This is a genomic window from Cupriavidus basilensis, assembly GCF_000832305.1.
GTDB classification, from domain to species: domain Bacteria; phylum Pseudomonadota; class Gammaproteobacteria; order Burkholderiales; family Burkholderiaceae; genus Cupriavidus; species Cupriavidus basilensis_F.
The window spans coordinates 445,876-465,620 of sequence record NZ_CP010536.1 but is presented as its reverse complement, the minus strand read 5'-3'; the positions used below and the strand labels follow the sequence as shown (position 1 = coordinate 465,620).

At 64.3% G+C, this 19,745-nt stretch carries 20 protein-coding genes and 1 tRNA gene; 15 read left to right on the top strand and 6 right to left on the bottom strand.

All coding sequences use genetic code 11. The features are described from left to right. Positions 1-4: 4 nt before the first annotated feature. From lptB to RR42_RS02055, 8 genes are all read left to right on the top strand, one after another. Positions 5-790, top strand: coding sequence for an LPS export ABC transporter ATP-binding protein (lptB, locus tag RR42_RS02090; protein ID WP_043343439.1), 786 nt, complete (start codon positions 5-7; stop codon positions 788-790). Positions 791-928: 138 nt separating this feature from the next. Next, the gene (locus RR42_RS02085; RefSeq protein WP_043343436.1) at positions 929-2,404 is read left to right on the top strand and encodes an RNA polymerase factor sigma-54; all 1,476 of its coding nucleotides are present in this window, start codon (positions 929-931) and stop codon (positions 2,402-2,404) included. 49 nt (positions 2,405-2,453) lie between these two features. Further along, the gene (gene hpf / locus RR42_RS02080) at positions 2,454-2,804 is read left to right on the top strand and encodes a ribosome hibernation-promoting factor, HPF/YfiA family (protein WP_006159435.1); all 351 of its coding nucleotides are present in this window, start codon (positions 2,454-2,456) and stop codon (positions 2,802-2,804) included. Positions 2,805-3,188: 384 nt separating this feature from the next. Further along, positions 3,189-3,644 (top strand): PTS IIA-like nitrogen regulatory protein PtsN, encoded by a 456-nt coding sequence (gene ptsN, locus RR42_RS02075; RefSeq protein ID WP_006159436.1) that lies wholly within the window; start codon positions 3,189-3,191, stop codon positions 3,642-3,644. 35 nt (positions 3,645-3,679) lie between these two features. Then, on the top strand, positions 3,680-4,651 hold the full coding sequence (gene hprK, locus RR42_RS02070; RefSeq protein ID WP_006159437.1) for an HPr(Ser) kinase/phosphatase: 972 nt from the start codon (positions 3,680-3,682) through the stop codon (positions 4,649-4,651). 191 nt (positions 4,652-4,842) lie between these two features. Then, positions 4,843-5,166: a PsiF family protein gene (locus RR42_RS02065; protein ID WP_043343431.1), complete on the top strand. Its 324-nt coding sequence runs from the start codon at positions 4,843-4,845 to the stop codon at positions 5,164-5,166. 119 nt (positions 5,167-5,285) lie between these two features. Then, positions 5,286-6,203, top strand: a complete 918-nt coding sequence (gene rapZ / locus RR42_RS02060) for an RNase adapter RapZ (protein ID WP_043343429.1) — start codon at positions 5,286-5,288, stop codon at positions 6,201-6,203. Between the two features lie 66 nt (positions 6,204-6,269). Then, positions 6,270-6,947, top strand: coding sequence for an LON peptidase substrate-binding domain-containing protein (locus RR42_RS02055; protein WP_043343427.1), 678 nt, complete (start codon positions 6,270-6,272; stop codon positions 6,945-6,947). Positions 6,948-6,953: 6 nt separating this feature from the next. Here RR42_RS02055 and mutY read toward each other — a convergent pair whose 3' ends face one another. From mutY to mutM, 3 genes are all read right to left on the bottom strand, one after another. Then, positions 6,954-8,123 (bottom strand): A/G-specific adenine glycosylase, encoded by a 1,170-nt coding sequence (mutY, locus tag RR42_RS02050; protein WP_043343425.1) that lies wholly within the window; start codon positions 8,121-8,123, stop codon positions 6,954-6,956. Between the two features lie 99 nt (positions 8,124-8,222). Next, positions 8,223-10,166: a dynamin family protein gene (locus tag RR42_RS02045; RefSeq protein WP_043343423.1), complete on the bottom strand. Its 1,944-nt coding sequence runs from the start codon at positions 10,164-10,166 to the stop codon at positions 8,223-8,225. Between the two features lie 283 nt (positions 10,167-10,449). After that, entirely contained in the window at positions 10,450-11,331 is an 882-nt protein-coding gene (mutM, locus tag RR42_RS02040; RefSeq protein WP_043343422.1) for a bifunctional DNA-formamidopyrimidine glycosylase/DNA-(apurinic or apyrimidinic site) lyase, read from the bottom strand. A gap of 140 nt (positions 11,332-11,471) precedes the next feature. Here mutM and RR42_RS02035 point away from each other — a divergent pair, with 140 nt between their 5' ends. From RR42_RS02035 to pth, 7 genes are all read left to right on the top strand, one after another. Beyond that, on the top strand, positions 11,472-13,355 hold the full coding sequence (locus RR42_RS02035) for a tetratricopeptide repeat protein (protein WP_043343420.1): 1,884 nt from the start codon (positions 11,472-11,474) through the stop codon (positions 13,353-13,355). Between the two features lie 119 nt (positions 13,356-13,474). Next, positions 13,475-14,095 carry a lipoprotein insertase outer membrane protein LolB gene (gene lolB, locus RR42_RS02030; RefSeq protein WP_043343417.1) on the top strand — a complete coding sequence of 207 codons (621 nt, stop codon included), beginning with the start codon at positions 13,475-13,477 and terminating at the stop codon, positions 14,093-14,095. After that, entirely contained in the window at positions 14,092-14,970 is an 879-nt protein-coding gene (gene ispE / locus RR42_RS02025) for a 4-(cytidine 5'-diphospho)-2-C-methyl-D-erythritol kinase (RefSeq protein WP_043343414.1), read from the top strand. The genes lolB and ispE overlap by 4 nt, the downstream gene beginning before the upstream one ends. Before the next feature lie 59 nt (positions 14,971-15,029). After that, positions 15,030-15,106: transfer RNA gene (locus RR42_RS02020), tRNA-Gln, on the top strand. A gap of 97 nt (positions 15,107-15,203) precedes the next feature. Next, positions 15,204-16,157, top strand: coding sequence for a ribose-phosphate pyrophosphokinase (locus RR42_RS02015; protein WP_017229695.1), 954 nt, complete (start codon positions 15,204-15,206; stop codon positions 16,155-16,157). 121 nt (positions 16,158-16,278) lie between these two features. Further along, positions 16,279-16,881 (top strand): 50S ribosomal protein L25/general stress protein Ctc, encoded by a 603-nt coding sequence (locus RR42_RS02010; RefSeq protein ID WP_043343409.1) that lies wholly within the window; start codon positions 16,279-16,281, stop codon positions 16,879-16,881. A gap of 472 nt (positions 16,882-17,353) precedes the next feature. Beyond that, the gene (pth, locus tag RR42_RS02005) at positions 17,354-17,947 is read left to right on the top strand and encodes an aminoacyl-tRNA hydrolase (protein ID WP_043343405.1); all 594 of its coding nucleotides are present in this window, start codon (positions 17,354-17,356) and stop codon (positions 17,945-17,947) included. Between the two features lie 99 nt (positions 17,948-18,046). Here pth and RR42_RS02000 read toward each other — a convergent pair whose 3' ends face one another. The 3 genes from RR42_RS02000 to rsmD all read right to left on the bottom strand — a co-directional run bounded on the left by RR42_RS02000 (position 18,047) and on the right by rsmD (position 19,712). Further along, positions 18,047-18,307: a YfhL family 4Fe-4S dicluster ferredoxin gene (locus RR42_RS02000; RefSeq protein WP_043343403.1), complete on the bottom strand. Its 261-nt coding sequence runs from the start codon at positions 18,305-18,307 to the stop codon at positions 18,047-18,049. 69 nt (positions 18,308-18,376) lie between these two features. Next, positions 18,377-18,865: a pantetheine-phosphate adenylyltransferase gene (coaD, locus tag RR42_RS01995; RefSeq protein ID WP_043343402.1), complete on the bottom strand. Its 489-nt coding sequence runs from the start codon at positions 18,863-18,865 to the stop codon at positions 18,377-18,379. A gap of 217 nt (positions 18,866-19,082) precedes the next feature. Next, complete coding sequence (gene rsmD / locus RR42_RS01990; RefSeq protein WP_173430667.1) at positions 19,083-19,712, bottom strand: 16S rRNA (guanine(966)-N(2))-methyltransferase RsmD; 630 nt, start codon at positions 19,710-19,712, stop codon at positions 19,083-19,085. Between the last annotated feature and the right edge of the window lie 33 nt (positions 19,713-19,745).

Genomic DNA, 19,745 nt, shown 5'->3' with positions numbered 1-19,745 from the left:
CTTCATGACCGCTACCCAAACCGCACCGTCCCAGCCCGCCACCCTGAAGGACAGCAGCACGCTGGTCGTGCGCCACCTGAAGAAGCGCTACGGCTCGCGCACCGTGGTCAAGGACGTGTCGCTCGACGTGAAGAGCGGCGAGGTGGTCGGCTTGCTTGGCCCCAACGGCGCGGGCAAGACCACGTCGTTCTACATGATCGTGGGGCTGGTGGCGCTGGACGAGGGCGATATCGTGCTCGACGACAAGCACATCAGCGGCCTGGCCATCCATGAGCGCGCGCGCATGGGCCTGTCCTACCTGCCGCAGGAAGCCTCCGTGTTCCGCAAGCTCAATGTGCAGGAGAACATCCGCGCAGTGCTGGAGCTGCAGCTCAACGATGGCAAACCCCTGAGCAAGGCCGAGATCGAGCGCCGGCTGGACACCCTGCTGGATGACCTGCAGATTGCCCACCTGCGCGACAACCCGGCGCTGTCGCTGTCCGGCGGCGAGCGCCGCCGCGTGGAAATCGCGCGCGCGCTAGCCTCCGCGCCGCGCTTCATCCTGCTCGACGAGCCCTTCGCCGGCGTCGACCCGATCGCGGTAGGCGAAATCCAGCGCATCGTCAGCTTCCTCAAGGCACGCAACATCGGCGTGCTGATCACCGACCACAACGTGCGCGAGACGCTGGGCATCTGCGACCACGCCTACATCATCAGCGAAGGCGCGGTGCTGGCGTCCGGGCAGCCTGAAGACATCATCGCCAACGAGTCGGTGCGCAAGGTCTACCTGGGCGAGAACTTCCGCATGTAAGGGCGCGCGGCGCCCGCCGCGCATCCCCCCGTCCCGGCGGCTTCAGTGTCGCCTTTTTATCCTTCAAACGATCATAGCGACACCAGCGATAGCAATTTCCGTTCCACCAGTACGGAAGTTGAGCATAAAATAGGTCGCATGAAACCGTCGCTACAGCTCCGCCTCTCGCAGCATCTCGCGCTTACGCCGCAACTCCAGCAGTCGATCCGGCTGCTGCAACTGTCCACGCTTGAACTGCAGCAGGAAGTGGAACAGGCGCTGACCGAGAACCCCTTGCTCGAGCGTGAGAACGACTGGCTGGACAGCCCGCTGCGCGTGTCTTCGGACGGCTCGGTGAACCTGCAGAGCGCGCCCGCGCCGGCGCCAGCTGACGGCCAGGGCACCAGCGAGAACCGCCCCGATGGCGCCCCCGAAGCCGACGACAGCTACTCTGACAGCAATGAGGATTACGGCAGCGACTGGAGCCTGGACGACTTCGCCCGCCGCCCGCAAGGCGAAGACGACGAAAAAACCCCGATGCAGCTGCGCGACGCCGAGCCCACGCTGCGTGAACACCTCATGGAGCAGCTGGCACCGCTCAAGATTTCCCTGCGCGACAAAGGGCTGGCTATCTTCCTGGTCGAATCCCTGGACGATGACGGCTACCTGAGCACCACGCTCGAGGAAATCTGCAGCGAGCTGCCGGAGGAGCTCGAGTTCGAGGTCGACGAGATCCAGGCTGTGCTCACGCTGCTGCAGAGCTTCGATCCGCCGGGCGTCGGGGCGCGCAATGCCGCCGAGTGCCTGGCGCTGCAATTGCGCAGGCTCAAGCATCCGCAGCGCGAACTGGCGCTGAGCATCGTCACCAACCACCTCGAGCTGCTGGCGGTGCGGGATTACACGCGCCTGAAAAAAGCGCTGCAGGTGGACGAACCTGAACTCAAGGCGGCGCATGAATTGATCCGCTCGCTCGCGCCCTATCCCGGCCATGCCTACAGCCGGCCAGAAGCGGACTTCGTGGTGCCCGATGTTTTTGTTCGAAAGTTGAGCGGCGGATGGATCGCCCACCTCAACCCGGATGTGATGCCGCGGCTACGCATCAACGACATGTACGCGCAGATTTTGCGCGGTGCAAAAGGCGACGCTGGCGCGGCCGGACTGCAGCAAAAACTGCAAGAAGCACGCTGGTTGATCAAGAATATCCAGCAAAGGTTCGACACGATATTGCGCGTCGCACAAGCCATTGTCGAACGTCAAAAGAACTTCTTCACCCACGGTGAAATTGCGATGCGCCCCTTGGTTTTGCGGGAGATTGCCGATACACTGGGTTTACACGAGTCCACCATCTCTCGGGTGACTACCAATAAATACATGGCAACGCCGATGGGGACTTTCGAGTTGAAGTATTTTTTCGGCTCTCACGTATCCACAGAAACCGGCGGCGCGGCCTCATCAACGGCAATCCGTGCGTTGATCAAGCAATTGATAGGAGCCGAAGACGCTAGGAACCCCTTGTCCGACAGCCGGATTGCCGAATTGCTCGGCGAGCAGGGCTTTGTGGTGGCACGGCGTACCGTTGCCAAATACCGCGAAGCGCTCAAGATTCCAGCGGTAAATCTCCGTAAGACTTTGTAGCCGAGCTGCATCGCCTGCCTGATGCAGCTCTTTCAGAAGGAGAAACGCTATGAACTTCAAGATCAGTGGACACCACTTGGACATCACGCCCCCTCTGCGTGAGTACGTGGAAACGAAACTGGAGCGTATCGTCAGGCATTTCGATCAAGTCATTGGCGTAAGTGTGCTGCTCTCTGTCGACAATACAAAAGAAAAGGACCGGCGGCAGTACGCGGAAATCAATCTACATCTCAAGGGCAAGGACATCTTTGTCGAAGCGCATCATGAAGACCTGTATGCCGCTATCGACGCACTGGTCGACAAGCTCGACCGGCAGGTGATTCGCCACAAGGATCGCGTGCAGAGCCACGACCGTGAAGCGGTCAAGTATCAGATGGCCGCATCGCAGATGCAGCAATGACCGTGCCTGGCGGCCCACATACCGGGCCGTCGGTGTCAGTCCCTTGAAAAACGGAATCAAGCCGCGCCCAGAGCGCGGCTTTTTCGTTGCAGCCTACCTGATCGAACCACGCAGGGGATTCCGCAACGCATATGTAGCAGTGTATGCTGTGCAATACATAGTTGACTGGCCTAGCCATTCCGGTGCATGCGGCACCGCTTGAGCGCATCGACTATTGCAATGCACAAAGCGGAAGCGGGCCTGCTCTATAATGGCCAGACGCCCGACACCGGCATGGGGGACACCCGGTGGAAACCTCGGGCCTTGGTTTTTTTATCCTCTTTCCGCCCGGCGGGACGCCTCCTGGCCCCGGGCCTGCTTACTAGAAAACCCTGCGCATTCCACATGAATCGTTTGGCTAAATTGCTGCCACCCGGCAACATCAACCTCGACGTCAGCGTCACCAGCAAGAAGCGCGTGTTCGAACAGGCCGGGCTCCTCTTCGAGAACAACCATGGCGTAGCGCGCGCGACCGTGACCGACAACCTGTTCGCCCGCGAGTCGCTCGGGTCCACCGGCCTGGGCGCGGGGGTTGCGATCCCCCACGGCCGCATCAAGGGACTGAAGCAGCCACTGGCCGCCTTCATGCGCCTGGCCGAGCCGATCCCTTTCGAATCGCCCGACGGCAAGCCGGTCGCGCTGCTGATCTTCCTGCTGGTGCCCGAACAGGCCACCCAGCAGCATCTGGAAATTCTCTCCGAGATCGCCCAGTTGCTGTCCGACCGCGAGATGCGCGAAGGACTGGCTACCCTGCCCACCCCCGACGACGTGCACCAGTTGCTGACGCAATGGCACCCTTGATCCGGCACTGAAAGCCCGTCCCTGAAAGCACCCGAATGGAACTCACTGGCGTCACCTCGCAGTCGATCTTCGACGACAACGCAGCCGATATCAAACTCTCCTGGGTAGCAGGACTGGAGGGCGCGGACCGGGCCTTCGATGTCGAGTTTGCGCGTGAAGCCACATCCGCGGCCGATCTCGTCGGCCACTTGAACCTGATCCACCCGAACCGGATCCAGGTGCTGGGCAAGCCCGAAATCACGTATTACCAGCGCCTCGATGACGAGATGCGCAAGCGCCAGATGGGCGAGCTGATCCTGCTGGAGCCGCCGTTCCTGGTGATCGCCGACGGCATGGAGCCGCCGCCCGACCTGGAACTGCGCTGCACGCGCTCGTCCACCCCGCTGTTCACCACGCCGGTGTCTTCGGCGGCGGTGATCGACCACCTGCGCCTCTATCTGTCGCGCATTTCCGCGCCGCGCGTGACCATGCACGGCGTGTTCCTCGACATCCTCGGCATGGGCGTGCTGGTGATGGGCGAATCCGGCCTTGGCAAGAGCGAGCTCGGCCTGGAGCTGATCTCGCGCGGACATGGGCTGGTGGCGGACGATGCCGTGGATTTCGTGCGCCTCGGACCGGACTTCATCGAGGGCCGCTGCCCGCCCCTGCTGCAGAACCTGCTGGAAGTGCGCGGCCTGGGCCTGCTCGACATCAAGACCATCTTTGGCGAGACTGCGGTACGCCGCAAGATGAAGCTCAAGCTAGTGGTGCAGCTGGTACGCCGCAACGATGGCGAATTCGAGCGCCTGCCGCTGGACTCCCAGTATCTCGACGTGCTCGGCCTGCCCATCCACATGGTCAAGATCCAGGTGGCGGCCGGCCGAAATCTCGCCGTGCTGGTCGAGGCCGCCGTGCGCAACACCATCCTGCGCCTGCGCGGCATCGACACGCTGCGCGACTTCATGGACCGCCAGCGCGCCGCGATGCAGGCCGACGTCGCATCGCGGGGCCAGGGCCGGCTACTCTAGGTGGTTTGACAGGCCCAAGTCGTGCGACCACGACGGGGCCGTTTTCAATTGCTTACATCCGGCCGCGCTTCGACGGTCAACGCGATTGGGGCATAGGCCGTTTTGTGCAGTAATGGGCATTGGGCCCAGCCCCGAGTTGCCGAGCCGACAGGCCAGCAGCCATGAAGGTTTCCACAGCCAGGAGAGCAAGCATGAAAAAATTGATCGCGATGTGCGTGCTGGTAGCCCCGCTTTTTGCCACCGGTGCCTTCGCCCAGAATGCACCGGCCGCTGCACCCGCGGCACCGGCGGCAGCCAACACCCAGCAGAACAAGATGAAGGCTTGCAACACGCAGGCCACCGGCAAGAAGGGTGATGAACGCAAGGCCTTCATGAGCGATTGCCTGTCCAATAAGCCCGCGGCCGCACCCGCCAAGAACAGCCAGCAGGAAAAGATGAAGACCTGCAATGCCCAGGCCACCGGCAAGAAGGGCGACGAACGCAAGGCCTTCATGAGCGACTGCTTGTCCAAGTAAGCTAGCGCCATCATTTGCGGCGCGGACGTGTAAAAATGGCGAACCCCTTCGGTTCGCCATTTTTACTGGCGCCGCGCCGTCATGACGGCGTCATCACCTGATGTTATGCTTGTCGTGCTATGCGCATCATACTTATCACCGGGATCTCCGGCTCCGGCAAATCCGTTGCCTTGAACGTATTGGAAGACGCGGGCTACTACTGCGTCGACAACCTGCCGGCGCAGTTTATCCCGGAGTTGGCCCATTACCTCGCGGCGCAGGGCTACACCCACCTGGGCGTCGCCACCGATATCCGTAGCCGGGAGTCGCTGGACGAGCTGCCCGGCACGCTTCGCGACCTCGCCTCCGAACATCAGGTCCGGGTGGTCTTCCTGACCGCAAATACCGATGCGCTGGTGCAGCGCTATTCCGAGACGAGGCGGCGACATCCGCTGTCGATGCGCGCGGCCATGGCTGGCCTCTCGGCCAATCCCAAGAACGAGAATCCGGGCGACAGTGCCGCCGAGGCCGCATTCAACGACACCTCGCTGATCGAGGCCATCGAGATGGAGCGCGAGCTCCTCAGCCCGTTGGCGGAGGCTGCGCACCGCATCGACACCAGCAATGTGCGCACCAATACATTGCGCGCGTGGATCAAGGAGTTCGTGCACGGCGATGACCTCAAGCTCACATTGCTGTTCGAGTCGTTCGGCTTCAAGCACGGCGTGCCCAGCGACGCTGACCTGGTGTTCGACGTGCGCTCGCTGCCCAACCCCTACTACGACCTGGCGCTGCGCCCGCTGACCGGCCGCGACGAGCCCGTGATCGATTTCCTGCAAAGCCAGCCAATGGTGCTGGCCATGGCCGAAGACATACGCGCCTATGTGGAAAAGTGGCTGCCAAGTTTCATCGCTGACAATCGCAGCTACCTGACCGTCGCAATCGGTTGCACTGGCGGGCAGCATCGCTCCGTGTACATCGCGGAAAGACTTGCCAACTATTTTCGCGCCCATGGTAATGTGCTGGTGAGACACCGCGAGCTCGCACCGGGCGGCTAATCGCCGCCCCGCCAGGTTTCGTGGTCAGGCTCGGCAATCTTCGCCCGAAACCTTTGCTGGCTCAGCATGTCCTCACCCGCCACGCCCGGCTCATCCGCATCGTTCGCCGCCTCGCACAGCACGTCGGCGGGGCCTACGCTGGATAGCCTGCCGCTGTTTCCGCTGCATACCGTACTCTTTCCCGATGGGCTGCTGCCACTGCGCGTGTTCGAAGCGCGCTACGTGGACATGGTGCGCGCCTGCATGCGCGATCGCACCCCCTTTGGGGTCTGCCTGATCGCCAGCGGCAATGAGGTCGCCCGCCCGGACGAGCCCACCATGCCCGAGACGATCGGCTGCCTGGCCGACATCATCGACTGCAATATGGAGCAACTGGGCGTGCTGCTGATCAGCGCGCGCGGCCGCCAGCGCTTCCGGTTGCTGGGCCACAGCGTGAACCCGGACGGCTTGCTGGTCGGCCAGGCGGAATTGCTGCCGCCCGACATCATCGACTGCAAGCTCGAACTGCTGGGCGAATGCCTGGCCGTGCTGCGGCGTATCGTTGCATCGCTCCATGCCGAGCATCCGGGCGAGCTGCCTTTTTGCGAGCCGTTCCTGTGGGATGACCCCAGCTGGGTCGCCAATCGGCTGTGTGAGTTGTTGCCGGTGCCGCTCAAGGCCAAGCAGATGCTGATGGCGCTGCCGGACGCGGGCATGCGGATCGAGATCGTGCATAAATACATGCACCAGCACCACATCCTCTGAGCAACGTTAAAACAATCCGCCTTGGGCCTGCGCCTCCAGCAGCTTGCGCACCGGCGCGGGCGTGCCTACCGCATCCAGATCGTCCAGTGACAGCCAGCGTAGCGCGGGGCCATTGGCGGCATCGCGCGCGGTGAGGCCGGCGACGTCGACGCGAATGGCGCGGATCAGCAGGCGGAAGTGAGTGAAGACGTGGGTGAGCTCGCCGACCATATTGGCCGTGCTGGGATTGCCGAATTCGCGGGCGCGTTCCAGCGCGGCGTCCTCGGCCAGTTCCGCATCGAAGGGCACGGTATCGACCGGCATTTCGGGCAAGCTCCACAGCCCGCCCCAGATGCCGCTGTCCGGGCGCAGTGCGAGCAGGACCTCGCGGCCGCGGCGGACCAGCAGCATCACGGTGCTGCGCTCGGGAATGGCAGCACGTGGCTTCGGCGTGGGCAGCACGCCGGTCAGCCCCTCGCGGCGCGCCACGCAGTCGCTGGCCAGCGGGCACGACGCCGCGGCGGCAAGGCAGGCTGGCTTGCCGCGCGAACAGACAGTGGCGCCAAGGTCCATCACGCCCTGGGTGTAGGACACCATGTCCTCGGCTTGCGCCGGTCCCTTGGCGGGCAGGACAGCATCGGCAAGTTGCCACATGCGGTTCTCCACCGCCTTGACGCCGGGATGGCCATGAATGCCAAAGAACCTGGCAAAGACGCGCTTGACGTTGCCGTCCAGGATCGGCGAGCGCACGCCGGCGCTGAACGCGGCCACGGCTGCAGCGGTGGAGCGGCCGATGCCAGGCAGCGTCACCAGCACCTCGGGGTCGGTCGGGAACACGCCGCCATGCTCGCTCATCACGGCCTTGGCGCAGCGGTGCAGGTTGCGCGCGCGCGAGTAATAGCCAAGCCCGGCCCACAGCGCCATCACCTCATCCGCGCTGGCCTCGGCCAATGCTGCCACGGTTGGCAGCCGGCCGATGAACCGCTGGAAATACTCGATCACCGCGCTGACCTGGGTCTGCTGCAGCATGATCTCGGACAACCAGATCCTGTAAGGATCGCGGGTGTTCTGCCACGGCAGGTCATGGCGCCCGTGCACGCGCTGCCAGCCCACCACGCGCGCGGCGAAATCGGCAGGCACCACGGCGGGGGAAAGATCGGATGAAACAGCAGCAGAGGCAGCGGGCATGCGGGGCATCGGGTACGTGACGGGTAAGGCAACACAGCAACAGCGCCGGAAGCGGCGGCGCGTCATGATACCGCCTCGCCGCCACCTGCACTCGCCGCCGGCCGCGCTTCAGGCCGCGAACGCCCTGAGCTGCCCCTCGTCGGCGTCCGGCTGCAGGATCCGCCTGGAGAAAGACTCGATGCGCCCGCTGCGATCGTCCAGGCCGTTTAGTACTTCCTCGAGCTGCGCGATGCGGCTCTCGAGCGTGTCGGTGGCCTCGTGGATGCGCTCGATCGAATCGACCCGGCGGCGCAACTGTTTCTGGTGCTCGCGCACCTGCGCCTCCAGCGGCGTCATCACCGACTTGAGCCAGATCTCGATATCGCGGTTCAGATCCCGGAAGGTTTCCAGCACGCGGGTAGCGATGGTGGAAAACGCGCTCTGCACCAGTTGCGGGCGCGAGCGCGTAAGCATGTTCATGGCGCCGAAGTGCGCGTGGGCCAACGCAAGCGTCTGCTGCAATTCGCTGACGTAGCGCGCGGTGACGAACTGGATCGGTGCGGGCAGCGTAAAGCCATGCTCGGCATTGAAGCGGCGGTACATGCTGTCGGTGAGCTGGTGGAGCTGGGCGATCTTCTGGTCGGCCTCGCTGACCAGCTCGCCAAGCCGCGCGAACAAGGCGTCCATGTCTTCGCGCATGCCGCGCGAGAAGAAACGCTCCTTCATCTGCTCGCGGCGCTCGCGCATGGTGCGGCGCACGTCGCGCAGCTGCAGGCTCTTGATGATGTCCGCGCTATGGCGCCCGAACACCAGCCGCAGCGCCTGGAACTTGGCGATGCTCTGCTCGAACTCTTCTTTCTCCGACTGCACGCGCATCAGCATGTGCTTGACCATCGCGTGGTTCTTGCCGCGCAGCCCGCGCAACTCGAACAACTGCTCGACGATGCTGCGGCGGCGGCTTTGCAGCAGTTGCTGCGCGCCGCGCGCCATCTCCTCGACCGAGCGCTGCACCTGGTCGGCGACGATCTCGCGCCGCTGCGGGATCAACTGGTCGGACAGCACGTGCTCGAACTGCGGCAAGCCGCTGCGCGCCAGCAAGTCATCGTCGTTGGTGACCTTGGCCACCAGGCCCTTCTGCGCCGACACCGGGTAGACGCGTGACTCGTCGATGCCCAGCACGTGAGCGCTGGTGGTGACCTGGCGCGTGATCTCGGCCGCGGTCTCTGCCGGCGACTTGAGCGGGTCCCACAGGCCATCGATCTTGTTGAGCACCGCCAGGCACCCCTTGCGGTGGCCTGCGCTCACATGGCTGCGCCAGAGGTCAAGGTCGCTCTTGGTCACGCCGGCGTCGGCCGCCAGCATGAACACCACGACATGCGCGTCCGGGATCAGGCGCAGCGTCAGCTCGGGCTCGGTGCCGATCGCGTTGAGGCCGGGCGTGTCGAGGATGACCAGGCCCTGGCGCAACAGCGGATGCGGGAAGTTGATGACCGCGTGGCGCCAGCGGGAAATCTCGACCATGCCGTCGGCATCGAGCGCGTAGGCGGCGTCGGGATCGTTCTCGTTGTACAGGCCAAGCGACTCGGCCATCTCGCGCGTGACACGGTTGGTCTCGACCACGTGGCGGAACGCATCCAGCATGCCGTCGGGCGACGAGGGGTCGAGCGGCACGTTATGCCAGTGCGCATCGACGTCAAGGAAATCGGCGGTGGAAGCTTCCTGCAGGCGCGTCTCGATCGGCAACAGCCGGATGCACGGTGCCTCGGCTTCGTCGTAGCGCAGCTCTGTCGGGCACATCGTAGTGCGCCCGGCGGAAGACGGCAGGATGCGACGGCCGTAGTCGGCAAAGAAAATCGCGTTGATCAGCTCGCTCTTGCCCCGCGAGAACTCCGCGATGAACGCCACCTTGAGCCGGTCGCTCTTGAGCACGCCCTGGATACGCTGGACGCGTTCGTCGGCCTGGGCGTCGTAGAGATCGTGCTGCTGCAGCCAGGAGCGGAATTCGGCCAGGGAGTGGAGTACCCCGGCTCTCCAGGCGCCGTATTGTTCGAATTGAAGGGCGAGGGTTGTCATTGGCACTGGGATCGGCTTGGCGAAAAGCCCCCGCGACGGCGCTGCAGGCCTGACATCTCGATGTCCGATGGCCGGCACCCGGGCGGTGACATGGTGTCTTTGTAACACTTTTTTACGTTCTTCAAGATACAGGTTTACGGCGGATTTTTGTGAAATTCGAGTCGCCTGCCGCCTTCCCTGTTGCGCCGGGCCATCGGGTTGGCGCCACATTCGCAAGAAGATAGGCAATCATCACTCTCGTAGGGCCCGTGCAACGAGAGCCGCAGTCGCGGCGCCGCCGCGCTCAACGTTGGCAGCTCGGGCAGTAGAACGTGGAGCGCTGCCCCTGAACAATCTGCCGGATGGTGGTGCCGCAGACCCGGCATGGATGGCCGGCGCGGTCGTACACGGCGCAATCCAGCTGGAAATAACCACTGCTGCCATCGCTGCCGACAAAGTCGCGCAAAGTGCTGCCGCCGCGCTCGATCGCGCGGGCCAGCGTGTCGCGCACGGCCTCGGCCAGGCGTTCGCAACGCGCCAGAGACAAGCGCCCGGCCGGCGTGGTGGGGCGGATGCCAGCGGCAAACAGACTTTCCGATGCATAGATATTGCCCACGCCCACCACGATGTCGCCCGCAAGAAGCACGGTCTTGATGGCCGCGCTGCGCCCGCGTCCCAGGCGATAGAGCCAGGCCCCGTCGAAGCGTGGGTCGAAAGGCTCGATGCCGAGCTTGCTCAGCAGCGGATGGGTCGGCAATTTCGACTCGTCGAGCAGGCTCCACAGCACCGCGCCAAAGCGCCTCGGATCGCGAAAGCGCAGCACCAGGCTGGTGGCCGCGCCGGGCAGCGCATCGCCGGCGCCCTCGGGCTCGGCAAGGACCAGGTCAAGGTGATCGTGTGTGCCCGGCGGCGGCGCCTGCGGCAACACACGCAGCGTGCCGGTCATGCCAAGGTGGATCAGCAGCCATCCGGGAGCCTCGCCGTCAGGGCGCACGCACTCCAGCAGCAGGTATTTGCCGCGCCGCTCGATGCGCGCGATCACCCGCCCGGCCAGCTGCGACTCCAGATCCGGCTCGACCGGCCAGCGCAGGCCGCGATGGCGCACCACCACTTCGGCAATGCGCCGCCCAACCACATGCGGCAGCAAGCCGCGCCGGGTCACTTCGACCTCAGGCAACTCAGGCATCGAACCTCTCCCTTTTGTGCCACTCAAACCGCCAGAGACCCCAGCCGTGCCGGTGCCTGCGGATAAGCAAAGCATTGTAGCGGCAGGCTACAATGCCTTTACCTTCCCCATCGCCTTTGAGTGCTGGAGCACCCACCCACATGTCGGACCGCCTGGACCGTACCCCGATGACCACCGCTCAACTTCTCATCCCCCGGCGGCCGCTGCGTCACAGGCTCGCGGTCACGGCTGCGGCCGCGTTGGCAGTCTGCGCCCTGGCGCCGCTCACCAGCCACGCCGCGCCCGCGGACGGCAAGCCCGCGATGAAGGTCGCCGCGCAGGCCACCACGCCAATCCGCTCGAACCCGCTGCCGCCGAAGATGCCCCTGCCAACGGTGCCGCTGACCGCTGACATCCTCTACCGGGTGCTGGCCGCGGAAATCTCCGCCCAGCGCGGCGTAGTCGGCCCCGCTTACCAGACGTACCTGGAACTGGCGCGCAATACGCGCGACCCGCGCTTTGCCCAACGCGCCACCGAGATCGCGTTCAATGCCCGCAGCGCCCAGCAAGCGCTTGACGCCGCGCGGCTGTGGACCGAGCTTGCGCCCACCTCGGCCGGCGCGCGGCAGGTGCTGTCGACCCTGCTGGTCCTTAGCGGCCGATGGGACGAAGCCGAACCCCTGCTGGTCCTGCAGCTCAATGGCGTGCCGCCGAGCCAGCGGCCGGAGGCCATCCTGCAGATGCAGCAGCAGCTTTCGCGCACCAGCGATCCCGCCGGCGCGGCCGCGCTGCTGCAGCGCCTGGTGGCGAGCGACCTGAAGTCGGCCGAGACTCACCTTGCCCTCGCGCGCGCCAAGGAAGCCGCCAACGATATTCCCGGCGCCCTGGCCGAGCTCGACGAGGCCCAGAAGATCCGTCCCGACTTCGAAGGCGCCGCGCTGATGGCCGCCGAGTTGCGCGCCGACGGCGCGCCGGACCAGGCCATTGCCGGGCTCAAGGCGTTCGTCAACAAGGCCCCGGCCTCGGTCAACGGGCACATCACGCTGGCCCGCCTCTACCTGCAGCAAAACGACCTGCAAGCCGCGCGCTCGGAGTTCGAGACGCTGCGCAAGATTGCGCCGAAGGATCCGCGCGTGCCGCTCGCCCTCGGCCTCACCAGCCTGCAGTCCAAGCGCTACGACGAAGCCGAGCTGTACCTGAAGGAATACCTCCAACTCGCCGAGCAAGTGCCGGCGGCCAGCCCGGATATCGCCTACCAGTACCTGGCGCAGATCGCCGAGGAAAAGAAGGATTACCCGGCGGCCGTAGCCTGGCTCGACCGCATCGACGACGCCCGCCTCGCGCCGGCCGCGGCCGTCAAGCGCGCGCAGTTGCTGGGACGCATGGGCAAGCTCGACGACGCCCAGGCGGTATTCAACGACATGCTGGCCGATGCCGAGGATATACCCGAGCCCGACCAGCGCGCGCAGCGCATGACCGCGATCCGCCAGGCCGAAGTCGGCATGCTGATCGACGCCAAGTCCTACGACCGCGCCCGCAAGGTGCTGGATGAACGCGCTGCGGCGGAGCCCGACAACTCGGACTGGGTCTATGAACTCGCCATGCTCGATGAGCGCGAGAAGCGCTACGACAGCATGGAAAAGCTGCTGCGCCGCGTGATCGCCATGCAGCCGGAAGCCAAGCAGGGCTATAACGCGCTGGGCTATTCGCTTGCGGATCGCAACGTGCGCCTGCCCGAAGCCCTCACGCTGCTGGAAAAAGCCTCGGCGCTGGGCCCGGACGATCCCTACATCATGGATAGCCTGGCCTGGGTCAAGTTCCGCCTGGGCCAGTTGCAGCCGGCCGCCGAACTGCTGCGCAACGCCTACGCCAAGGCGCCCGAGGCCGAAATCGGCGCCCACCTCGGCGAGGTGCTGTGGCAGCTCGGCCAGCAGGACGAGGCCCGCAAGACCTGGACCGAAGCCGCCAAGATAGAGCCGGACAATGTCATCCTGATCGACACCCTGCGCCGCTATAACGTCCCGCTCTCCGCACTGTCCAAGTAGCATCCCGCCGTCAGCAGCCGTCACGCGGCACGCCGATCACCCGCAATCATCCGCCGCCCGGCCCTCGCGCCGGGCCGGCAGCCCGGCGCCCGGCGGCGCCGGCGCGCACGCCAAACGCCATGCCCACATCCCGACGCCTTGCCCTGCTCTGCCTGAGCGCCCCCTTATGGCTGGCTGCCTGCGCCAGCATCACGCCCACGCGGCAGTTCGACGCCGGCGAGACCGCCCAGGCTCGCGACCTCAGCGGCCGCTTCGCCGCCAGCTACGTGCGCTACGGCCGCGATGAGGGCGTGCAGGGCAGCTTCCAGTGGCATGAGCAAGGCCGCAATGTGCGCCTGGACCTGATCTCGCCGCTGGGCCAGACCCTGGCGGTGGTCACCTCCACGCCTTCGGGCGCCACGCTCGACCTGCCCAACCAGCCGCCGCGCAACGCGCCCGAAGTCGATACCTTGCTGGAGGAAGCGCTTGGATTTTCGCTGCCGGTGGCAGGGCTGCGCGACTGGCTGCACGCCCGCCCCGCGCCAGACAGCCCGGCGCGCACCACGCGTGACGACAGCGGACGGCTGGCTACCCTGGCGCAGAACGGCTGGACCGTGCGCTACGTGGCATGGCAGGAAACCGCGCCGACAACACCATCCACGCCGGCCGTGGCGAGCCCGCGCCGCATCGACCTCGCGCGCGACGGCGCGGCCAACCCGCTCTCGGTACGCCTGGTCATCAATCCGGAGCAAGCACAATGAGCACGGCCCGCCCCTTGCCTGCGCCTGAGCTGCGCGACTGCGCGGCGCCCGCCAAGCTGAATCTCTTCCTGCATGTGACCGGACGCCGCGCGGACGGCTACCACACGCTGCAGACGGTTTTCCAATTGGTGGACTGGTGCGATACGCTCGATTTTTTCCGCCGCGACGATGGCCGCATCGAGCGCATCAGCGACGTGCCGGGCGTACCGGCGCAGAGCGACCTGATCGTGCGCGCCGCGCAGGCCTTGCAGCAAGCTGGCGGCACCCGCTTTGGCGCGGACATCGCCATTGCCAAGCGGCTGCCGATGGGCGGCGGCATCGGCGGCGGCTCATCGGACGCGGCGACCACGCTGCTGGCTCTGAATCATCTGTGGGGGCTGGGCCTGGGACGCGAAGAACTCAAGCGCATCGGCCTTTCATTAGGTGCCGACGTGCCGTTCTTCGTGCATGGAGAAAACGCGTTCGCGCAAGGGATCGGCGAGGAACTGACGACGGTCGAATTGCCTGAAAGCTGGTTCGTGATCATCCATCCGCGGCAGCATGTTCCGACCGCAGCAATTTTTTCGGACAAGCGCTTGACAAGGGATACGGCGATCACCATAATAGCGGACTTCACTGGATGCACAAACAAGTTCGGTTTCGGTCGCAACGACCTGGAAGCGATAGCAACAGTGAAGTTCGGCGAAGTTGCCCGAGCCCTTGAATGGTTGAGACAGTACAGTCCACATGCAAGGATGACCGGTTCCGGAGCCTGCGTGTTTGCACGATTCAACGACGAGCAAACTGCGCAGCAGGTACTAGACCGGTTGCCTCCCGAATGGGATGGCAGGTGTGCGAAGAGTTTATCGCAACACCCACTCGCAACGCTCGCATAAAAGTTTTTCGTTCGGCGTCGCAGGCAGTTGAATGTGACGATGGACGTACCCGGTTGTGTAGGGGAGTCGCCAAGTTGGTCAAGGCACCGGATTTTGATTCCGGCATTCGAAGGTTCGAATCCTTCTTCCCCTGCCATTACATCCTACAGTGTCCTTACGGACCTGCACGAAAAGCTGCCGGCACTAGCCGGCAGCAATCGTTCCCCCCTCCAGTAGCAAGACAGGTGCACCGAATGAGCAGCGAAGGCTTGATGGTTTTTACCGGCAACGCCAACCCCAAACTCGCGGAGGCTGTCGTTCAGCACCTCGGCATCCCGCTCGGGAAAGCCCAGGTCGGTCGGTTCTCCGACGGCGAAGTCCAAGTTGAAATCCAGGAAAATGTTCGCGGCAAGCACGTCATCGTGCTGCAGTCCACCTGCGCGCCGACCAACGACAACCTGATGGAACTGATGGTGATGGTCGATGCGCTCAAGCGCGCTTCGGCACGCAGCATCACTGCCGCCATGCCCTACTTCGGCTATGCCCGCCAGGACCGCCGCCCGCGTTCGGCGCGCGTCGCGATCTCGGCCAAGGTGGTAGCCAACATGCTGGAAGTCGCCGGCGTCGAGCGGGTCCTGACCATGGACCTCCACGCCGACCAGATCCAGGGCTTCTTCGATATCCCGGTTGATAACATCTACGCCTCCCCGGTTCTGCTGGGCGACCTGCGCGAGAAGAACTACGGCAATCTGCTGGTGGTCTCGCCCGACGTCGGCGGCGTGGTGCGCGCCCGTGCGCTGGCCAAGCAGTTGAACTGCGACCTGGCCATCATCGACAAGCGTCGCCCCAAGGCCAACGTGGCCGAGGTGATGAACATCATCGGTGAAGTCGACGGCCGCAACTGCGTGATCATGGATGACATGATCGACACCGGCGGCACCCTGTGCAAGGCGGCCCAGGTGCTCAAGGAACGCGGCGCGCTGAAGGTATTCGCTTACTGTACCCACCCGGTCCTGTCGGGCGGCGCGGCTGCCCGCATCGCCGACTCGGAACTGGATGAAGTGGTGGTGTGCGACACGATTCCGCTGCGCGACGATGCCATCCAGTCCGGCAAGATTCGCCAGCTATCGACCGCATCGCTGCTGGCAGAGACCTTTACCCGGATCGTCAAGGGCGACTCGATCATGTCGCTGTTTGCCGATTCCTGATAGAATTCAAGGCTTTACCGCGTTTGCGGCTGTTTTTCGGGGGTAAGACCCCGGTTACGGCACGTGACGAGGTTCATCGGGCTGTCTGGTCGCGGACAGCCCTCTTACATTTGGAGTCATCATGAAAGTAGTAGCCTTCGAGCGTAGCGTACAGGGAACGGGTGCGAGCCGCCGCCTGCGCAACGCCGGCAAGACCCCCGGCATCATCTATGGCGGCGCAGCCGAGCCCAAGATGATCGAACTCGATCACAACGCACTGTTCCACGCGCTGAAGAAAGAAGCATTCCACTCGTCGATTCTCGACATCGAAGTGGAAGGCAAGGCTGAAAAGGCCCTGCTGCGCGCTTTCCAGATGCACCCGTTCAAGCCGCTGGTCCTGCACGTTGACTTCCAACGCGTGTCGGCCACCGACAAGATCCACGTCAAGGTGCCGCTGCACTTCATGAACCAGGAAAACGCCCCGGGCGTGAAGCTGGGCCATGGCATCGTCAACCACATCCTGAACGAACTGGAAGTGTCGTGCCTGCCGGCCGACCTGCCTGAGTTCATCGAAGTGGACCTGAGCAATGCGGAACTGGGCCAGACCCTGCACCTGTCCGACGTGAAGCTGCCGAAGGGCGTGAGCGCCATCACCCACGGTGACGAAAACCCCGCTATCGCCAGCATCTCGCTGCCGGCCGGCGGCGTGTCGGAAGCTGCCGAAGGCGAAACGCCTGCTGCCTGAGTACCCTGAACGCGGCCTTCGGGCCGTGCAACGGGACGGCTCTCGCAGCCGCAAGAAAAAACCGCCGGCGCGTCCGGCGGTTTTTTTTCGTCCCGAGGTTCGCGTATGCTTGGCTTCTGGCAGCACACCCATTCGCGATGCGAAGCGAGCCGTGGAGGTGTGCCAAGGCCGTATGGGGCGCCTCGGGATTTCGCGAAGAGAGCGGAAAAGAGGGACCCATGTCTGAGTATCGCCTTAAGGCGATGCGAGTTTGGGTCCCGGCCGCTCTTTTGGTGAAATCCCGAGGGGGTGTCGCCCCATCCGGCGCGCCTTTTTTGCCTACTTTTTTGGCAAGACAAAAAAGTAGGTCGCCGCCCCGCAGGGGTGGTGAAACTGCAGTTGATTTTGACTTTGCAGTTGTAGTTGCAGCCAAGCAGTTGCCAGCCGCCCCACGCCTCGTGCGTCGAGCCCCATCAACCAAGAAGTACAACGCATGATCAAACTCATCGTCGGCCTCGGAAACCCCGGGGCGGAATACGAAGCCACGCGCCACAATGCCGGCTTCTGGCTGGTCGACCAACTGGCCCGCATGGGCGGCGTCACCCTGCGCGTGGAAGGCCGCTTTCACGGGCTGGCAGCGCGCGCCCGGTTGTGGGACCAGGAGATCTGGCTGCTCAAGCCGTCCACCTTCATGAACCGCTCCGGGCTGTCGGTGGTATCGCTCGCGCGCTTCTACAAGATCCTGCCGGACGAAATCGCGGTGGCCCATGACGAGATGGACCTGCCCTCGGGCACCGTCAAGCTCAAGCGTGGCGGCGGCGCGGGCGGCCACAATGGCCTCAAGGATATTTCCGCACACCTGACCACCCAGGACTATTGGCGCCTGCGCATTGGTGTCGGCCATCCGCGCAATTCGGCCGGTGGCGGCGGCGAGCGCGAGGATGTGATCAATTTTGTGCTGAAGCCACCGCGCCGCGAGGAGCAGCAGGCCATCGACGAAGCCATAGATCGCAGCATCGCGCCGCTTGGGTTGCTGGCCAAAGGCGAGTCCGAGCGCGCCATGCTGGAACTGCATACGAACCGCTGAAACCGCTGAACGCGCGCGCCTAAACAAAAAGCCCCATCACCGCGAAGGTCATGGGGCTTTTCGTGCTGCGAACTTCGTGCCGCAAGCCGTAGTGGTAGCTCAGGCTACCCGTTTGGCCGCCGTAAGGAGACGGTAGCGATCCATCAGGATCTCGCGCGTCTCAATGCGGTTGGGGTCGTGCGGGATGCAGGCCACAGGACAAACCTGCTGGCATTGCGGCTCGTCAAAGTGCCCGACGCATTCGGTACATTTGTTGGGGTCGATCTCATAGATCTCGGGCCCCATCGAAATGGCTTCGTTTGGGCACTCCGGCTCACAAACGTCGCAATTGATGCAGTCGTCGGTGATCAATAGTGCCATGGTGTTTCCTTTGAACCCAGCATGCCCCGCGCCCGACTGGCCGCGGCCGGCATGTTGCAAGACTGTATTTTATTCCGTTTTGCTGCTGATCTTTTCCGCAAGCCAGCGTTCCACCGAAGGGAACACAAACTTGCTGACATCGCCGCCAAGCACCGCGATCTCGCGCACGAAGGTGCCGGAGATGAACTGGTACTGGTCGGACGGGGTCAGGAACATGGTTTCCACGTCCGGCAGCAGGTAGCGGTTCATGCCCGCCATCTGGAACTCGTACTCGAAGTCGGAAACCGCGCGCAAACCCCGCACGATCACGCGCGCATTGTTCTTGCGGACAAAATCCTTGAGCAGGCCGGAGAAACCTTCGACGCGCACATTGGGATAGTGTCCCAGGACTTCACGGGCGATGCCTATGCGCTCTTCCAGCGAAAAGAACGGGCGCTTGTTGGGGCTATGCGCCACGCCGACCACGAGCTCATCGAAGATATTGGATGCTCTGCGCACCAGATCCTCGTGGCCCCGGGTCATTGGGTCGAAAGTGCCGGGATAGACCGCGACGACCATGCTTCCTCCTTATTCTGCCCGCCGCCGGTCCTGGATGGACCGATCGACCCCGCCCACTATGGTGAGGGCTGGAGCCAAGGCTGCGTGACGAGCGTTGGCGACAGCGGCGTAGTGTAACTCTAAACGCGGCACTTGCAAGCCGCCACATCACGGTTTTGCCGCGCCGCCGCATCTTGTGTGCAGGTAGCCCGTCACAATGCTCGCGTCCACCTGCCCTTCAAAGGTTCCTGTGCTGCAGCAAATGGAAGTGCACCGCGCCAGCCCGCGCATGCCGCACGATCTCCAGCGCCGCCGGCACAGGCGCGTCGGGGCCGATCAGGGCGCGATCCGTTTCCACATACACGGCACCGCCTGGACGTGACAGGCGCGCCGCATGCTCGAGCGCGGGGCCAAGCCAGTCTTCGGCAAAGGGCGGATCGAGGAACACCACGTCGAAGCTGGCCGACGGCATCTGCGCCGCGGTCGCGAATGCATCACCTTGCACCACCCGGATCTGCTGCGCGTCGAGCCGGTACTGGTTGTCGCGCAGCTGCTTGGCCACGCGCGGATTGGCTTCGACCATGGTGACCTGCCGGGCGCCCCGGGAGGCAGCCTCGAAACCCAGTGCGCCAGAGCCGGCGAACAGGTCGAGGCAAGCCAGCCCGGACATGTCCTGCCCAAGCCAGTTGAACAGGGTCTCACGCACGCGGTCAGGGGTGGGACGCAGGCCTTCGGCATCGAGAACGGGCAGCGGCGTGCGCTTCCACTTGCCGCCAATGATGCGGACCTGGGCAGGAGACTGCCGCGGCGAGGGGGATGGGGGTCGCCCGCTGGCAGCGGGCGAGGGAGATCGGGTACGCGAATTCATGCCGTGATTGTAGAGCCTGCGGCGCGGAAAAGC

Excerpts from the sequence above, each read along its gene's own strand:
- RR42_RS02055 (WP_043343427.1), top strand. The coding sequence starts at position 6,270 with ATGTCCTCACCCGCCACGCCCGGCTCATCCGCATCGTTCGCCGCCTCG.
- rapZ (WP_043343429.1), top strand. The coding sequence starts at position 5,286 with ATGCGCATCATACTTATCACCGGGATCTCCGGCTCCGGCAAATCCGTT.
- hprK (WP_006159437.1), top strand. The coding sequence starts at position 3,680 with ATGGAACTCACTGGCGTCACCTCGCAGTCGATCTTCGACGACAACGCA.
- rsmD (WP_173430667.1), bottom strand. The coding sequence starts at position 19,712 with ATGAATTCGCGTACCCGATCTCCCTCGCCCGCTGCCAGCGGGCGACCC.
- lptB (WP_043343439.1), top strand. The coding sequence starts at position 5 with ATGACCGCTACCCAAACCGCACCGTCCCAGCCCGCCACCCTGAAGGAC.
- RR42_RS02085 (WP_043343436.1), top strand. The coding sequence starts at position 929 with ATGAAACCGTCGCTACAGCTCCGCCTCTCGCAGCATCTCGCGCTTACG.
- RR42_RS02065 (WP_043343431.1), top strand. The coding sequence starts at position 4,843 with ATGAAAAAATTGATCGCGATGTGCGTGCTGGTAGCCCCGCTTTTTGCC.
- coaD (WP_043343402.1), bottom strand. The coding sequence starts at position 18,865 with ATGGTCGTCGCGGTCTATCCCGGCACTTTCGACCCAATGACCCGGGGC.
- pth (WP_043343405.1), top strand. The coding sequence starts at position 17,354 with ATGATCAAACTCATCGTCGGCCTCGGAAACCCCGGGGCGGAATACGAA.
- RR42_RS02015 (WP_017229695.1), top strand. The coding sequence starts at position 15,204 with ATGAGCAGCGAAGGCTTGATGGTTTTTACCGGCAACGCCAACCCCAAA.
- hpf (WP_006159435.1), top strand. The coding sequence starts at position 2,454 with ATGAACTTCAAGATCAGTGGACACCACTTGGACATCACGCCCCCTCTG.
- mutY (WP_043343425.1), bottom strand. The coding sequence starts at position 8,123 with ATGCCCCGCATGCCCGCTGCCTCTGCTGCTGTTTCATCCGATCTTTCC.
- RR42_RS02010 (WP_043343409.1), top strand. The coding sequence starts at position 16,279 with ATGAAAGTAGTAGCCTTCGAGCGTAGCGTACAGGGAACGGGTGCGAGC.
- RR42_RS02000 (WP_043343403.1), bottom strand. The coding sequence starts at position 18,307 with ATGGCACTATTGATCACCGACGACTGCATCAATTGCGACGTTTGTGAG.
- RR42_RS02035 (WP_043343420.1), top strand. The coding sequence starts at position 11,472 with ATGTCGGACCGCCTGGACCGTACCCCGATGACCACCGCTCAACTTCTC.
- ptsN (WP_006159436.1), top strand. The coding sequence starts at position 3,189 with ATGAATCGTTTGGCTAAATTGCTGCCACCCGGCAACATCAACCTCGAC.
- mutM (WP_043343422.1), bottom strand. The coding sequence starts at position 11,331 with ATGCCTGAGTTGCCTGAGGTCGAAGTGACCCGGCGCGGCTTGCTGCCG.
- ispE (WP_043343414.1), top strand. The coding sequence starts at position 14,092 with ATGAGCACGGCCCGCCCCTTGCCTGCGCCTGAGCTGCGCGACTGCGCG.
- lolB (WP_043343417.1), top strand. The coding sequence starts at position 13,475 with ATGCCCACATCCCGACGCCTTGCCCTGCTCTGCCTGAGCGCCCCCTTA.
- RR42_RS02045 (WP_043343423.1), bottom strand. The coding sequence starts at position 10,166 with ATGACAACCCTCGCCCTTCAATTCGAACAATACGGCGCCTGGAGAGCC.